This is a genomic window from Streptomyces sp. MK37H (assembly GCF_018035285.1).
Taxonomy (GTDB): domain Bacteria; phylum Actinomycetota; class Actinomycetes; order Streptomycetales; family Streptomycetaceae; genus Streptomyces; species Streptomyces endocoffeicus.
Genome location: NZ_JAAAYH010000218.1, coordinates 1 through 15,178, shown reverse-complemented (window position 1 = coordinate 15,178; position 15,178 = coordinate 1). Strand labels below are relative to the sequence as shown.

17 protein-coding genes are annotated in these 15,178 nt (G+C 70.9%); 11 read left to right on the top strand and 6 right to left on the bottom strand.

What is annotated here, in order from left to right; translation table 11 throughout:
- Both GWI24_RS26805 and GWI24_RS26800 read left to right on the top strand, forming a co-directional pair.
- The coding region (locus tag GWI24_RS26805; protein WP_210948473.1) for a TAXI family TRAP transporter solute-binding subunit at positions 1 to 968 on the top strand (968 nt) is incomplete at its 5' end.
- Between the two features lie 62 nt (positions 969 to 1,030).
- Positions 1,031 to 1,633, top strand: a complete 603-nt coding sequence (locus GWI24_RS26800; protein ID WP_210948472.1) for a bifunctional 2-polyprenyl-6-hydroxyphenol methylase/3-demethylubiquinol 3-O-methyltransferase UbiG — start codon at positions 1,031 to 1,033, stop codon at positions 1,631 to 1,633.
- 118 nt (positions 1,634 to 1,751) lie between these two features.
- Here GWI24_RS26800 and GWI24_RS26795 read toward each other — a convergent pair whose 3' ends face one another.
- Positions 1,752 to 3,188 (bottom strand): ATP-binding protein, encoded by a 1,437-nt coding sequence (locus GWI24_RS26795; protein WP_210948471.1) that lies wholly within the window; start codon positions 3,186 to 3,188, stop codon positions 1,752 to 1,754.
- A gap of 18 nt (positions 3,189 to 3,206) precedes the next feature.
- Complete coding sequence (locus GWI24_RS26790; protein WP_210948470.1) at positions 3,207 to 3,917, bottom strand: response regulator transcription factor; 711 nt, start codon at positions 3,915 to 3,917, stop codon at positions 3,207 to 3,209.
- Positions 3,918 to 4,222: 305 nt separating this feature from the next.
- Between GWI24_RS26790 and GWI24_RS26785 the strand changes: the two genes are divergently transcribed.
- The 8 genes from GWI24_RS26785 to GWI24_RS26755 all read left to right on the top strand — a co-directional run bounded on the left by GWI24_RS26785 (position 4,223) and on the right by GWI24_RS26755 (position 10,992).
- A complete protein-coding gene (locus tag GWI24_RS26785) occupies positions 4,223 to 4,999 on the top strand; it encodes an amino acid ABC transporter ATP-binding protein (RefSeq protein WP_210948469.1) in 777 nt (258 codons plus the stop codon).
- 99 nt (positions 5,000 to 5,098) lie between these two features.
- Positions 5,099 to 6,010 (top strand): glutamate ABC transporter substrate-binding protein, encoded by a 912-nt coding sequence (locus GWI24_RS26780; protein ID WP_210948468.1) that lies wholly within the window; start codon positions 5,099 to 5,101, stop codon positions 6,008 to 6,010.
- 114 nt (positions 6,011 to 6,124) lie between these two features.
- A complete protein-coding gene (locus GWI24_RS26775; RefSeq protein ID WP_020868017.1) occupies positions 6,125 to 6,772 on the top strand; it encodes an amino acid ABC transporter permease in 648 nt (215 codons plus the stop codon).
- On the top strand, positions 6,769 to 7,713 hold the full coding sequence (locus GWI24_RS26770) for an amino acid ABC transporter permease (RefSeq protein WP_210948467.1): 945 nt from the start codon (positions 6,769 to 6,771) through the stop codon (positions 7,711 to 7,713). The genes GWI24_RS26775 and GWI24_RS26770 overlap by 4 nt, the downstream gene beginning before the upstream one ends.
- 209 nt (positions 7,714 to 7,922) lie before the next feature.
- Complete coding sequence (locus GWI24_RS26765; protein ID WP_210948466.1) at positions 7,923 to 9,662, top strand: FAD-dependent monooxygenase; 1,740 nt, start codon at positions 7,923 to 7,925, stop codon at positions 9,660 to 9,662.
- 193 nt (positions 9,663 to 9,855) lie between these two features.
- Positions 9,856 to 9,945, top strand: a complete 90-nt coding sequence (locus tag GWI24_RS46950) for a putative leader peptide (RefSeq protein ID WP_309471148.1) — start codon at positions 9,856 to 9,858, stop codon at positions 9,943 to 9,945.
- Positions 9,946 to 10,039: 94 nt separating this feature from the next.
- The gene (locus tag GWI24_RS26760; protein ID WP_210948465.1) at positions 10,040 to 10,582 is read left to right on the top strand and encodes a cysteine dioxygenase family protein; all 543 of its coding nucleotides are present in this window, start codon (positions 10,040 to 10,042) and stop codon (positions 10,580 to 10,582) included.
- A 5-nt stretch (positions 10,583 to 10,587) separates the two neighbouring features.
- On the top strand, positions 10,588 to 10,992 hold the full coding sequence (locus GWI24_RS26755) for a rhodanese-like domain-containing protein (protein WP_210948464.1): 405 nt from the start codon (positions 10,588 to 10,590) through the stop codon (positions 10,990 to 10,992).
- A 69-nt stretch (positions 10,993 to 11,061) separates the two neighbouring features.
- Here the strand turns inward: GWI24_RS26755 and recX are convergent, their stop codons facing one another.
- From recX to GWI24_RS26735, 4 genes are all read right to left on the bottom strand, one after another.
- Positions 11,062 to 11,673, bottom strand: coding sequence for a recombination regulator RecX (gene recX / locus GWI24_RS26750; protein ID WP_210948463.1), 612 nt, complete (start codon positions 11,671 to 11,673; stop codon positions 11,062 to 11,064).
- Positions 11,674 to 11,676: 3 nt separating this feature from the next.
- On the bottom strand, positions 11,677 to 12,816 hold the full coding sequence (gene recA / locus GWI24_RS26745; protein WP_210948462.1) for a recombinase RecA: 1,140 nt from the start codon (positions 12,814 to 12,816) through the stop codon (positions 11,677 to 11,679).
- 136 nt (positions 12,817 to 12,952) lie between these two features.
- Complete coding sequence (locus tag GWI24_RS26740) at positions 12,953 to 14,158, bottom strand: AI-2E family transporter (RefSeq protein WP_210948461.1); 1,206 nt, start codon at positions 14,156 to 14,158, stop codon at positions 12,953 to 12,955.
- 79 nt (positions 14,159 to 14,237) lie between these two features.
- Positions 14,238 to 14,432, bottom strand: a complete 195-nt coding sequence (locus tag GWI24_RS26735; protein ID WP_020868025.1) for a DUF3046 domain-containing protein — start codon at positions 14,430 to 14,432, stop codon at positions 14,238 to 14,240.
- Positions 14,433 to 14,510: 78 nt separating this feature from the next.
- Between GWI24_RS26735 and GWI24_RS26730 the strand changes: the two genes are divergently transcribed.
- The coding region (locus tag GWI24_RS26730) for a hypothetical protein (protein WP_210948460.1) at positions 14,511 to 15,178 on the top strand (668 nt) is incomplete at its 3' end.

Here is a 15,178-nt window from a genome sequence, read left to right as displayed (position 1 = left end):
TGGACCGGCGCCGTGCCCTGCAGTCCGCCGCCGCGGGCCTCGTCGCCCTCGGGCTACTGCTGTGGTGGCTGCTGGCGTCGGGCGGTGGCCCCTCGCCCAGCGGCCGGGTGACGTTCGCGACAGGGGTCTCCACCGGGGTCTACGACACCTACGGCCGGATGCTCGAGCAGGACCTCGCCCGGGACCTCCCCGATGTCGATGTGCGGCTGGAGCAGTCCAGGGGGTCCCCGGACAACGTCGAGCGGCTGGCCCGGGGCAGGGCCACCTTCGCCATCGCCGCCACCGACGCCGTCGCCGCCTACCAGGGCGAGGGATCGGGGCGGCTGCGGGCCTGCGCCCGGCTGTACGACGACTACATGCAGCTGGTCGTGCCGAGGGGCTCGTCGGTACGGTCGGCCCACGATCTGAAGCATCTGCGGGTCGGGGTGGGCGACGACGGTTCCGGCGTGCAGCTGATCACCCGGGCGCTGATCAAGGCCGCCGGGCTCGACTTCGACCGGGACATCCGGGCCGAGCGGGTCGGCATCGACGCCATGCCGAAGCTGCTGCGGCAGGGCAAGCTCGACGCCTTCTTCTGGTCGGGCGGCCTGCCGACCACCGCGGTGCGCACCCTGGCCCACGCCTACCCGATCCGACTCGTCCAGCTCGGCGACCTCACCGGCCCGCTGCACCGGCAGGGCGGGGTGACGCGCTACTACCGGGCGGCCACCGTGCCCGCCGACGCGTACGAGGAGATACGCAGGCCGGAGCCGGTCAAGACGATCGCCGTACCGAACCTCCTGGTCACCACGGACCGGGTGGCCCCCGATCTGGCGGAGGGCGTCACCCGCACGGTGATAGAGAACCGGGACCGCATCGGGGCGAAGGTGCACGCCGCCCAGAAGGTGGACCTGCGGACCGCCGTCTTCACCGATCCCCTCGCCCTCCACAAGGGCGCGGCACGCTATTACCGCTCGGTCAAGCCGTAGTCCGGCACCGCTGCCGCCTCGATCCGGCCAACGACCGGGGCCTGGTCCGGCAGGATCTTCACATGACAGTGAAGAACGGCAGGCGGTGGAACCACAACATCCACTACCACCCCCGCATCCTCCACGCGGTCCCCGATGGCGCCCAGCGCGCCCTCGACGTCGGCTGCGGCGAGGGCATGCTCGCCCGCGAGCTCCGGAGGACCGTGCCGCACGTCACCGGGATCGACCTCGACGCTGCCGGCATCGATCAGGGACGTGCGTACAAGGACGACGTCGACTACGTCCTCGGCGACTTCCTGAGTCATCCCTTCGAACCCGCCTCGTTCGACGTCCTCGCGTCGGTGGCCGCCCTGCACCACATGGACGCCGCCACCGGGCTGGCCCGTATGCGCGACCTGCTGCGGCCCGGCGGGGTCCTGGCCGTCGTCGGTCTCGCCCGGAACTCCATGCCCAGGGATCTGCCGCGCATCCTCGCCGCCATCGCCGTCGGTACCGTCCACCGCGCCAGGAAAGGGCACTGGCACCACCCGTCCCCCGTCGTGTGGCCACCGCCGGTGACCTACCCGGAGATGCGGGCACTGACCGCCGAGCTCCTGCCCGGCTCGCGGTACCGCCGTCACGTCCTGTGGCGCTACAGCATCGTCTGGCGCAAGCCCCGGGACTGAGCGGCGAGCGGTCTTACGGTCCGCACAGCCCGCCTCACGTCCTTACGGCCCGCGTCACGGTCCGCACCAGCCCGCGTCACGTCCTTACGGCCCGCGTCACGGTCCGCACCAGCCCGCGTCACGTCCTTACGGTCGGCACGGTCTCACCGGGCCCCGTCCGCGGCACCGTAATGGTCACGCGCAGACCACGGGGCTCGTTGGGCGCGTAGTCGATCGTGCCCCCGCCCGCCGCGAGCAGCGCGCGGGTGATGGACAGGCCCAGGCCCGAGCCCGAGACGTTCTGGTGGCGGCTGCTGCGCCAGAAGCGGTCGCCGATGCGGGCGAGTTCGTCCTCGGTGAGGCCCGGGCCGCCGTCGGCGACGACGATCGCCACGGTGTCGCCCTCCGCGCGCGCCGAGACCTCCACATGCGACCCCTCGGGCGTGAACTTCAGGGCGTTGTCGACGACGGCGTCCAGTGCGCTGGACAGGGCCACCGGGTCGGCCCAGCCGGTGATGGCCGCTGGGCCGGTGTAGGCGAGCCCGACCTCCTCCCGCTCGGCCACCGGAAGCCAGGCGTCCACCCGGTCGGTGGCCAGCTCCGCGATATCGGTGAGCCGCAGATCCGCGGCGGAGTGCTCGGCCAGGGCGAGGTCGAGCAGATCGTCCAGGACGCTGGCCAGGCGCTTGCCCTCCGCCCGCACCGAGGCGATCTCCTCATGGCCGTCCGGCAGCTCCAGCGCCAGCAGCTCGATGCGCAGCAACAGCGCGGAGAGCGGGTTGCGCAGCTGGTGGGAGGCGTCGGCCACGAACGCCCGCTGCTGCTCCAGGACTTGCTCGACGTTGTCGGCCATCTCGTTGAACGAGCGGGCCAGCCGCCGCAGCTCCGGGGGCCCCGAGGCGGCCGCGACGCGTGACTGCATCCGCCCGGTCGCGATGTCATGGGTCGCGGTGTCCAGGACGCGCACGGGCCGCAGCACCCATCCGGTGAGCCGGAAGGCGGCGCCGACGGCCAGCAACATCGCGGCGCATTCGCCCCCGCCGATCACCAGCCAGCCGTGCAGGATCCGCGACCGCATCTGGCCGGTGGGCGAGTCGGTGACGACGACGGCCACCACGTCCCCGTCGCGGACGACGGGAGAGGCCACGGTGAGCCTGCCCCGCTGCCAGGGCCACACCTGGGGCGGATCGTGGCTGCGGCGCCCGGCGAGGGCCTCGTCGAACGCCTGGGCGCTCTCGCCCGTGTCCGGCAGCCGCCAGCCGCCGGGCGCCTCGGCCATGGGTGGTGCGTCCCGGTCCCGGTAGAAGACCCCGGCCCGGATGCCGTACAGGTCGTGGTAGCGCTTGAGCTCGGCGCGCAGGGTGTCCAGCCGCTCGTTCCCCTCGGCGCCGACCGCCCCCGTGGGCCCGGCGGTGACGAACTGGGCGAGCGCGGCGAAGCGCGCGGTGTCGTCGATCCGGTCGACGACCACGCGCTGCTGCTCCCGGGCGGCCAGGCTCCCCGCGAGCGGGAAGCCGAGCGCGAGGAGCACGCCCGCCATGAGGACGATGAGGAGCGGGAGGAGCCGAGTGCGCACCGAGGGAGTCCCGGTCGCTCAGCCGGCCGGGGCGACGAGGCGATAGCCCACCCCGCGCACCGTTTCGATCAGGGCGGGCATCCGCAGCTTGGAGCGCAGGGAGGCGATATGGACCTCCAGGGTGCGCCCCGTCCCCTCCCAACTGGTGCGCCAGACCTCGCTGATGATCTGCTCCCGGCGGAAGACGACACCGGGGCGCTGGGCGAGCAGGGCCAGCAGATCGAACTCCTTACGGGTGAGCGAAACGGTCGTCCCGTTGACGGAGACCTGGCGGGTGGGCAGCTCGATGGTCACCGGGCCGAGCCGCAGCGGCGGATGGGAGCCGTCCGGGCTCTCCTCGGGGCCATGGCCCGGGTCATGGGCGGCGGTGCGGCGGCTGACGGCGTGGATCCGGGCGAGCAGCTCCATGGTGTCGTACGGCTTGACCACATAGTCGTCGGCGCCGAGGTTGAGCCCGTGTATGCGGGAGCGCACATCGGCGCGCGCCGTCACCATGATCACGGGGGTGGCGGTGCGCTTGCGGATCTTGCCGCACACCTCGAAACCGTCCTGGTCGGGCAGGCCGAGGTCGAGGAGGACGACGCCGAAGGGGGCGCCGGAGTCCGGCAGCAGCGCCTGCAGCGCCTCCTCGCCGCTGCGGGCGTGGGTGACCTCGAAACCGTGCTTCGAGAGCATGGCGGACAGTGCCGCGGCGACATGGTTGTCGTCCTCCACGAGCAGCAGTCTCACCGGCCCCTCCGCCACCTTTCCGTATCAGGGGAGACGCGCCCCGTACGCGTCCCCGTCACCATGTCTTCGAATGCGGCCACGAACATGGCCACAGGGCATCCACCCCGATCGACGGGCAGCCGTCAAGAGCATTCGGTCACACACTGGTTTCCGTTACGCAGCCGGTACGGCGCGCGTCGTCCCGTTCACGCAGAGTGTCGCGTCGCGGCCATATCGTTATCCTCAATTTCAGCTCAGATGTAATGACGCTGGTCGCGGGCGCTCACTAGTGTCCTCCCAACCGAGGAGGACGGAGCGAGACGCCGATGAGCGAAGTATCGGTGACCAAGGACGCCGCACCGGTGGCGAACGCGTTGGTTGCGTTGTCAGGAGTCAACAAGCACTTCGGCGCGCTGCATGTGCTCCAGGACATCGACCTGACCATCAGCCGCGGCGAAGTGGTCGTCGTCATCGGGCCGTCCGGGTCCGGGAAGTCGACGCTGTGCCGCACGGTCAACCGGCTGGAGACGATCGACTCCGGCTCCATCACGATCGACGGCAAGCCGCTGCCCCAGGAGGGCAGGGAGCTCGCCCGGCTGCGTGCCGACGTCGGCATGGTCTTCCAGTCCTTCAACCTCTTCGCGCACAAGACGGTGCTCGAGAACGTGATGCTGGGCCAGATCAAGGTCCGTAAGTCGGACAAGAAGACCGCCGAGGAGAAGGCCCGCACGCTGCTCGACCGGGTCGGCGTCGGCGCCCAGGCGGACAAGTACCCCGCCCAGCTGTCCGGTGGCCAGCAGCAGCGCGTGGCGATCGCGCGCGCCCTGGCCATGGACCCGAAGGTGATGCTCTTCGACGAGCCGACCTCGGCGCTGGACCCGGAGATGATCAACGAGGTGCTGGAGGTCATGCAGCAGCTCGCCCGGGACGGCATGACGATGGTCGTCGTCACCCATGAGATGGGCTTCGCCCGCTCCGCGGCGAACCGGGTGGTCTTCATGGCCGACGGCCGGATCGTCGAAGAGGCCGAGCCGGAGCAGTTCTTCAACAACCCCCGCAGCGACCGGGCCAAGGACTTCCTGTCGAAGATCCTTCACCACTGAGCCCGCTGAGCCCGCCGGGCCCGCGCTTGGGCCGGCAGACCGCTCCACGTTCGCCACTGCGTATGTGAACCACGTACTGAACACAGAGGGATGGGCACCATGAGGATTCGTAAGACGGCCGCGGCGGCCACGGTGGTTCTCGCGCTGGCCGCGACGGCGACCGCCTGTGGCGGCGAGAAGGGCACCGCCGGGGACAAGCCGAAGGGCGGCGAGGTCTTCAGCGGCGACTACACGGTCGCGAAGGACGTGAAGATCGACTCGCCGACCCTGAAAGCGGCGCAGAAGCGCGGCAAGATCGTCATCGGCGCCAAGGCCGACCAGCCCTTCCTCGGGTTCCAGGACACCGAGGGCAAGCGCTCCGGCTTCGACATCGAGATCGCCAAGATGGTCGCCGCCGACCTCGGCTTCTCCGCGGACAAGATCAGCTTCAAGACGGTGGACTCCAACGTCCGCGAGACCTCGATCTCCAAGGGCCAGGTCGACTACTACGTCGGCACCTACACCATCAACGACGAGCGCAAGAAGCAGGTCGGCTTCGCGGGCCCGTACCTCACAGCCGGTGCCGACCTGCTGGTCCGCAAGGAGGACAAGGGCAAGATCACCGGCCCGGACAGCATCAAGGGCAAGAAGGTCTGCTCGATCGTCGGCTCCACCCCGCTCCAGGAGATCAAGAAGCCGAAGTACGGGGCCAAGACCACCGAGCTGAGCAAGTACTCGCTCTGCGTCAAGCAGCTGCTCGACGGCCAGGTCGACGCGGTCACCACCGACGACGCCATCCTCAAGGGCTACGCCGCCCAGCGCCCGAGCAAGCTGTACGTGGTCGGCAAGCCGTTCACCGAGGAGCCGTACGGCGTCGGCATGGACAAGAACGACAAGGCGCTCCGCGACGCGATCACCGACTCGCTCGAGAAGCACATCAAGAACGGCGACTACAAGAAGGCGTACGAAGGCACGCTCGGCAAGTCCGGCTCCTCCTACGTCGCGCCGAAGACGCCCCTGCCGCGCTACTGAGCAGGGTTCCCCGACGGGCACGTTCGCTCGTCCGCCCGTTCACCTGTTCACCCGTTCGCCTCGAAGCCGGTGCGCTCCGCACGCCGCTGACCTGACCGCTACCGCGGAGAATCGATGAACGTACTTCTCGATCATTTGCCCCAGTTCCGGGAGGGGTTCCTGGGAACCCTCTCCATCACGGCGGCCAGTGCGGCGCTGGCCCTCGTGCTGGGCGTCGTCATAGCCGGCTTCCGGGTGTCGCCCATACCGCCGCTGCGGGCGTTCGGGACGGCCTGGGTCACCCTGCTGCGCAACACCCCGCTGACCCTGCTGTTCCTGATCTCGTTCTTCGTGATCCCGCAGATCTTCTTCCCGGGGACGAGCCCCTTCGTCCTCGCCATGATGGCGCTGGGCTGCTACACGTCGTCCTTCGTCTGCGAGGCCGTGCGGTCCGGTATCAACACCGTGCCGCTCGGCCAGGCGGAGGCCGCCCGCAGCCTGGGGATGACCTTCTTCCAGACCCTCCGGCTGATCGTCCTCCCCCAGGCCACCCGGTCCGTGATTCCCCCCATGAGCAGCATCTTCATCGCGCTCACCAAGAACTCGGCCATCGCCGGGGCATTCAGCAACACCGAACTGTTCAATGTCTCGAAGCTGCTGAGTGACAAGGGCTTCGCGATCGGCTGGATCTTCCTGTGGATCGCGCTGTGCTACCTGGTCATCACGTTCGCCATCAGCGGTCTCTTCCGGCTGCTGGAGAACCGCCTGGAGGTGGCCCGATGAGCTCGAGCGTCCTGTACGACGCCCCCGGCCCCAAGGCCCGCGTCCGGAACCGCATCTTCTCCGTGGTCGGCGGCCTGGCCGTCCTCGGGCTGATCGTCTTCGCGGTGGTGCGGCTGAACGCCAAGGGTCAGTTCGCGCCCGAGATGTGGGACATCTTCAACTACGCGGGGGTGCGGACCAGCATCCGCGACGGTGTGGTCACCACCCTGAAGGTGTTCGCGGTCGCGGCGGTCCTCTCCCTCGCCCTCGGTGTGCTGCTGGCCGTCGGCCGGCTCTCGGACCACAAGCCCGTCCGCTGGTTCGCGACCGGCTTCATCGAGCTGTTCCGGGCCGTCCCGCTGCTGATCACCATCTACGTGCTGTGGGTGCTCTTCCTGACCTACCGCTCGGACCTGGGGCTCAGCGGTGACAACACCGGCTTCTGGGCGCTGGTCATCGGCCTTACCGTCTACAACGGCTCGGTCCAGGCCGAGGTCTTGCGGGCGGGCATCAACTCGGTGCCCAGGGGCCAGCGCGAGGCCGCGTACGCCCTGGGCATGCGCAAGACCCAGGTCATGATGACGGTCCTGGTGCCGCAGGCCGTAAGGGCGATGCTGCCGACCATCATCAGCCAGCTGGTGGTGACGCTGAAGGACACCTCCCTCGGCTATGTCATCACCTACCAGGAGCTGCTGTTCCAGCTTCAGCAGCTGGCCGGCAACATCGTGGTCAACGACGAGAACCCCTATGTCCCGGTGATCATCGTCGGCGGTGTCATCTACATCGCGATGTGCCTGGCCCTCTCCGCCCTCGCCACCTGGATCGAGCGGCGCGGCCGGCGTGCCAAGACCGGCATCCGGGTCGCGGACGCCGGGCAGCCGCTCGCGGCCGCCGACGCGCTCGATGTCGTCGACCAGTCCGCGACCTCCGCTCCGGACGCGTCCGCGGCCAAGACGAACTGAGGGACCGTCCGGGGGACCGGGCGGACGCCGTCCGGGGGCCGGGCGGATGAGCGAGACCCTTACCAGGGCGGTGGCGCACGCGCCACCGCCCTTCGTCGCTTGACGCGGGCAGCGGCAGTGGGTTGCATGCTTTCTGTGATCGCTCACCGGGTTTCAACTGCCAATTTCCGTACGTCACGTACGACCCGCAGGGCCACAGGAACCGCACCGTGGACCCGGTGATCGTCGCCGGGGCGGGCCCGGTCGGCCTCACCCTGGCCCTCGCCCTCGCGCGTCTCGAGGTGCCCGTCATCCTGCTGGACGAGTCCACGGAAGCCGAGGAGAGCCGTCTGGCCCGCACCGTCGTGCTGCGCCCGGACGCCGCCGCCCTGCTGGAGCGGCTGGGCTGCCGGGTCACCGCCCGCACCCGGCCGTGGACCGGATGGCGCACGATGCGGCGGCGGCAGCTGGTGCGGCAGGTGCCCCTCACTCCCGGTGGCCTCTTCGGCGGTTCGCCGTCGCCCGAGCGCGGCACCGGCGGCTGGGACGGCGGCCTTACGGAGGCCATGGACGCTCCCGAGGGTGACGCGCCCTCCCCGGAGGACGAGTCGGCACCGGTGTCGGCGCCCTCACCGCTGCATCTGCCCCAGCACGAACTCACCCGGGCGCTGCGGGGCTCGCTGGCCGCCATGGGCGACGAGGACCTCGTCCGGATCGTCTCCGGAACCCGGATCGACGAACTGGAGCAGGACGACCACGGGGTCGGGGTGCGCACCCGGGGCGCCCAGGCCACCTGGTGGCGGGGCAGCTATCTGGTGGGCTGCGACGGGCCGCGATCCACCGTCCGCAAGCTCCTGGGCGTGCGGTTCCCGGGCCGTACGGCGGTGGAGCGGCACGCCGTCGCGGCGCTGCGCGCCGAACTCCCCTGGCCCGGCGAGGCCCTGCTGCACCGCTCCCCGCCCTGGCGCAGCATCGACGCCGAGGTCACCGCCCGGCCGCTGCCGCACGGCCTGTGGCGGATCGACTGGCTGCTGCCGCCCGGCCGCGATCTCGTCACCCCCGACGCCCTGATGGTGCGGGTGCGCGACACCCTTGCGGGGTGGTGCGGCGAATCCGAGCCCCCCTATGAGCTGCTGGACACCGGCGTGCACACCGTGCACCACCGGCTCGCGCTGCGCTGGCGCGTCGGGCGCGCCTTCCTGGCCGGGGACGCCGCCCATCTGCTGGGCGCGCTCGGCACCCAGGGGCTCGAGGAAGGGTTGCGGGACGTCGACAACCTCGCCTGGAAACTCTCCCTCGCCTGGCACCACGGGGCCTCGGACGCCCTGCTCGACAGCTATCAGGCGGAGCGGCGCGGAGCCGTCGGGGCCCGGCTGCGCGCGGCGGACCAGGCGCTGCCGCTGGTGCGGGCGGCCGGCGGCTGGCACGCGGTACGGCGCACCGTGCGGCCCGGCGGGGCGCGCGGGCACGACGCGCTGCTCACCGACGGTCACCTCGGGCGGGGTCCGCTGGGCGCGCCGCCGGTCTACGACCGTTCGCCACTGGCCCCTGCCGCGCCGCCGGACGGCTCGGTCACGGTGGGTACGGCGCCCGGGGCACCGGTCGCCGATGTGCCGGTGACCGCCCCGGACGGTTCGGTCGTACGGCTGCGGGAGCGGCTCGGGCGGGAGCTGCTGGTGGTGCTGGTGGCCCCCGGCACCGGGGTGTGGGACCGCCGCCACTGGATGCGCGCCGGGCTGATGCCGCGGCTGGCGGCGGCCGTCGCGGCGCTGCCCCTGCGCACCGAGCTGCTGGTCACCGAGGCGTATCCGGGAGCCCCGGCGCACACCGTGCTGCTGGTGCGGCCGGACGGCCATCTCGCCGCGGCGCTGTCCGGGGTGCGGCCGAGCGCGCTGTACGCGTGCGCGGACGCGGTCCGGGGCGGGAACGCGGCCAGGGGCGCCCCTGCGGAGGCGAGCGCGCGGCGGTAGTGCGGGAAGCCCGGGCTCAGCGGGGCGCGCTCGGGCGCCTGGTCGCGTCTCCGGGCGCGTGGTGCGTGTCCGGGCGCGGTCGGTCGTCTGCGGGCGTGCGTGGTCGTCTCCGGGCGTGCGTGGTCCGGGCGCGCATCCAGGTCCGAGCCGGTGAGGTTGACCTTCCTTTCCGGCACATGATTCACTTCGCAGCGTGACTGACACCTGCTTGCCTCGCTTCTGGCGGAGGGTCCATCTGGACCTGGTCCGCTACGCGGGCTGTGTCTGTCGTCCGTCCTGTTGATCCGCTTCTTTCCCGCGCGGCGTGGCCGCGCCCCTTTCGCGATCATTCAGGACGGTTCTCTGTGCCCGACGTACGCACTTCCCCTTCCAGTCCCGTGCGCCCTTCCGCGGACCTCATCACGGACGCCGCATCCGGTCCCGTCGCCCCGCCCAGCGCCGCGGAACTGCTCGACTTCGCCCGCCGGACCGCCGCCGACGCCGAGCTCGTCTCCTCCCTTCCGCTCGATCCGGAGGGCCGCACCTGGCTGCGCCTCGACGGACCGGGCGGCAGTGAAGCCTGGCTGATCGGCTGGCCTCCGGGCACCGGCACCGGCTGGCACGACCACGGCGGCTCCCATGGCGCCTTCATCTCGGCGGCGGGTGAGCTCAACGAGCAGTCACTCGCCGCGCGTCTGCCCACCGAGGGCTGGAAGACCCTGGAGCTGGCCGACGGCGTGGACCGCGAACGGCGGCTGCCCGCCGGGCAGGGCCGGGCCTTCGGACCGCATCATGTGCATGAGGTGATCAACCCGTCCGACACCGAGCATGCGGTGTCGGTGCACGCCTACTATCCGCCGCTGCCGCTCATGCGGCGCTACAGCCGCACCGGTCAGACGCTGCGGCTGGAGCAGGTCGAGCGGCCCGAGGAGTGGGGATAAACGCGATGGGCACGACCAACACGACCAACACGACCAAGCGGAGCGTGGACGAGCTGCTGGCCGAGGCCCGCGAGGAACTCGACCGGCTGGAGCCCCTCGATGCCGCGGCGGCGCAGGTCGAGGGCGCGCTGCTGGTGGACACCCGGTACGCGGCGCTGCGGGAGCGCGACGGCACCATCCCGGGGGCGCTGATCGTCGAGCGGAACGAGCTGGAGTGGCGGCTCGACCCGCAGTGCGACCACCGGCTGCCCGAGGCCACCCACCACGATCTGCGGGTCGTGGTGGTGTGCAACGAGGGCTACGCGTCCAGCTTCGCCGCGGTCTCGCTGCGCCGGCTGGGACTGGCGCGGGCGACCGATCTGATCGGCGGCTTCCAGGCGTGGCGCGCGGCGGGCCTCCCGGTGGACTGAGGGGCCGTCACCCGCCCTCACGGCCCCGAGACGGAGCCTCCGGGCCTCTCAGAGGTCGGGGGCTGCGGCTCACAGGTCAGGCAGATGGTGCTCCAACAGCTCCAGGTCCTCGCCCTCCTCCTCCAACGCACACCGCACCACACGCAGCGCCAGCCCCTCGGAGTAACCCTTGCGGGCCAGCATCCCGGCGAGACGGCGTATCCGCTTCTCCCGGTCCAGGCCACGGGTGGCCCTCAGCTTGCGCTCGACCAGCTCGCGTGCGGTCCGCTCCTCCTGATCGGCGTCGAGCTGGCCCACGGCGTCGTCGATCAGGGTGGAGTCCACGCCCTTGGTGCGCAGCTCACGGGCGAGCGCCCGCCGGGCGAGCCCCCGGCTGTGGTGCCGGGACTCCACCCACGCCTCCGCGAACGCCGCGTCGTCGATCAGTCCGACATCCTCGAACCGGGACAGCACCTCCTGTGCCGCGTCATCGGGGATGCCCCGGGTGCGCAGTGCGTCCGCGAGCTGCTTACGGGTGCGCGGGGTCCCGGTGAGCAGGCGCAGGCAGATCGCCCGCGCCTGCTCCTCCGGGCCCGGCGGCGGCCCCTGCTCGGCCCTCGACAAGGAGGGGGCGCCGCTGTCCGGACGGTCCGGGCGCTCCGGACGGCCTGGGCCGTCCGGCCATTCGGTCCGCCGTGTCATGGATCAGCTCTTGGCCGCGGCGGTCTTGGCCGCCTTCGCCCCGGACTTGGCCGCCGGAGCGGCCACGGCCTTCGCCGGTGCGGCGGCGGTCACGCCCGCGGCACCCGCCGCGTCCGCGGTGGGCTCCGCGGCGGCCGGGTCCTGAGGCTTCACCCCGATGCCGAGCTTTTCCTTGATCTTCTTCTCGATCTCATTGGCGAGATCGGGGTTGTCCTTCAGGAAGTTGCGGGCGTTCTCCTTGCCCTGGCCGAGCTGGTCGCCCTCGTAGGTGTACCAGGCACCGGACTTGCGGACGAAGCCGTGCTCCACGCCCATGTCGATCAGACCGCCCTCGCGGCTGATGCCCTGGCCGTAGAGGATGTCGAACTCGGCCTGCTTGAAGGGCGGTGCGACCTTGTTCTTGACGACCTTGCAGCGGGTGCGGTTACCGACCGCGTCGGTGCCGTCCTTGAGGGTCTCGATGCGACGGATGTCGATGCGGACCGAGGCATAGAACTTCAGCGCCCGGCCACCGGTCGTCGTCTCCGGGGAGCCGAACATGACGCCGATCTTCTCGCGCAGCTGGTTGATGAAGATCGCGGTGGTCTTGGACTGGTTCAGCGCGCTGGTGATCTTGCGGAGCGCCTGGCTCATCAGCCGGGCCTGGAGACCGACGTGGGAGTCGCCCATCTCACCCTCGATCTCCGCGCGCGGCACCAGGGCGGCGACGGAGTCGATGACGATGAGGTCGAGAGCGCCGGAGCGGACCAGCATGTCCACGATCTCGAGCGCCTGCTCGCCGTTGTCCGGCTGGGACAGGATCAGCGAGTCGGTGTCCACGCCGAGCTTCTGCGCGTAGTCCGGGTCGAGGGCATGCTCCGCGTCCACGAAGGCGACCGTGCCACCCGCCCGCTGGGCGTTGGCCACCGCGTGCAGGGTCAGGGTCGTCTTACCCGAGGACTCCGGGCCGTAGACCTCCACCACGCGGCCGCGTGGCAGGCCGCCCACGCCGAGGGCGACGTCGAGCGCGGTCGACCCGGTGGGGATGACCTCAATAGGGTCGTTCGGCCGGTCGCCCATGCGCATCACGGCGCCCTTGCCGAATTGCCGTTCAATCTGTGCGAGCGCGGCGTCGAGCGCCTTCTCGCGGTCGGTTCCTGCCATGGGTCCCACCCGGTTTGCTTGAGTCGATCGCTTCACGTCCAAGACGCTAGCGCCTGCCACTGACAAGCGGCCCTGACGTCCTCGGCCTGTGGATAACTGCCGGGGCTCCCATGAGAATGGATGTTCGATTTTTGTGTCAACCACGCCGCACCAACGCGGCGCGCATCCGCGCGAGGGCCGAGACTCCGCGCCGCCGAGTGCGCCCGTGCACCCGCGGATCGTCGGTCACGTCGTAGCGCTTGATGTACGCGCCGAGGAACGCCTGCAGCGTCGCGGTCGCCGGAATCGCGATCAGCGCGCCCACCGCGCCCAGCAGCGCGGTGCCCGCTATCACCGATCCGAAGGACACGGCCGGGTGGATGTCCACCGTCCTGGCGGTGATCCTCGGCTGCAGCAGATAGTTCTCGAACTGCTGGTAGATCACGACGAAGATCAGGACCCACAGCGCGTACCAGGGCTCGATGGTGAACGCGATCAGCATCGGCAGGGCCCCGGCCAGGTAGGTGCCGATGGTCGGGATGAACTGCGAGATCAGCCCCACCCAGACGGCGAGCGCCGGGGCGTAGGGCACGCCCAGGGCCTCCAGCAGGATGTAGTGGGCGACACCGGAGATCAGCGCCATCAGCCCGCGGGAGTAGATGTAGCCGCCGGTCTTGGCGACCGCGATCTCCCAGGCGCGCAACACCTCGACCTGCCGGGTCGGCGGCAGCACCGAGCACAGGGCGCGGCGCAGCCGGGGGCCGTCGGCGGCGAAGTAGAAGGCGAACAGGGTCACCGTCAGCGTCTTGAACAACCCGCCGAGCACCTGTGCGGAGACGTCCAGCACGTTGTCGGCGCTGTTCTTGACGTAGCTCTGGAGCCAGTCGGAGTGCAGCAGGCTGTCCTGGATCTCCAGACGCGACAGATGCGTATGGAACGTGTCGTTGATCCAGCTGACCACGTCATCGAGGTACTTCGGGAAGTCCTGGACCATGGTGATGATCTGGTCGGCGAGCATCGAGCCGAGCAGGGTGAAGAAGCCGGCGGCGCCGACGAGGATGGCGAGAAAGACCAGCCCGGTGGCCAGCCCGCGGCGCATGCCGCGGGCGGCCATCCGGTCCACGGCCGGTTCGATCGCGAGCGCCAGGAAGAACGCGATCAGGATGTTCAGCAACAGCCCGGTCAGCTGGTCGAAGGCCCAGGTCGCAAGGCGGTAACAGGCCACCAGCGCGAGTGCGAGGACCATGGCGCGCGGCAGCCAGCGCGGCATGCGCGCGGCGGATTGCGGGGGTTCCGAGGAGGCCCGAGCGGCGCTCGGGTTGTCGTCGGCGTCGGAGGAGAGGGTCTCTTCGGTCGGGGCCACGGAGCAAGTGTGGCGTACACCGGTCGAAGAAATCCGGCCACCCCGGGAAGCTGATACGCCCGGAGCGCCCGGAGACCGCTCAGCGCCTGCTCTCGGGAATCTCCATCGCGGCGCAGACCCCGCGCCAGACGTCCTTGGCCTCCCAGCCGTCCCTCAGCGCCTCGTGCACCGTCCGGCCGCCGAGTTGTGACATCACATGATCGCGCGCGAAGGAGTCGGCGTACGCCTCGCCGAAGTGGTTCGCCATTCGCTGCCAGAAGTCCGTCAACCGCATGTGACCAGTATCGCGCTCCCGGGGTGCACCGGTGCGTGAGCCCCCTACGGACCGTGTCTCTCGGCCTACGGTCTGTCCATGGATCGATCCGCAAGCCTCCCCTCCTCGCCGTCGTCGTCCCCCTTGCCCACACCCGGGTCCGCCGAGCCTGCCCGGCCGGCCGGGTCCTCCGTGCTCTCCCGCGCCGAGCGGTTCGTCTGGCTGTCCGCCCGCGTGCTGGAGCAGCGCAGATTCGCGTATCACTTCCTGGGCGGCGGCGCCGAGTCGGTCGAGACCGCGCTGACCGCGTACCTGGGGACCGACGGGGGCTACGGCCATGCGCTGGATCCGGATCTGCGCGGCCCGGTGAGCCAGCCGCCGCATGCCGTGCACGCCTTACGGGTGCTCGACGGGATCGGGCGGTGCGGCGGGCAGCGGGTGGACCGCCTGTGCCGCTATCTGACGTCCGTGTCCACCCCGGACGGCGCGCTGCCCGTCTGCCACCCCTCGCCGCACGGCTATCCGGCGGCCCCCTGGGTCCCGTCGGCGGACGATCCGCGCGGTGATCTGCTGACCACCGGGCCGGTGGTGGGGCTGCTGCACCGCAACGAGGTGTGGCACGCGTGGCTCTTCCGGGCCACGGACTTCTGCTGGGCGGCGGTCGCCGCCCTGGCGGAGGGCGGCGCGGCGATGCGCCCGTACGAGGTCGCCGCGGCCGTCGCCTTCCTCGACGGGGCACCGGACCGGGCCCGCGCCGAGGCGGCGGC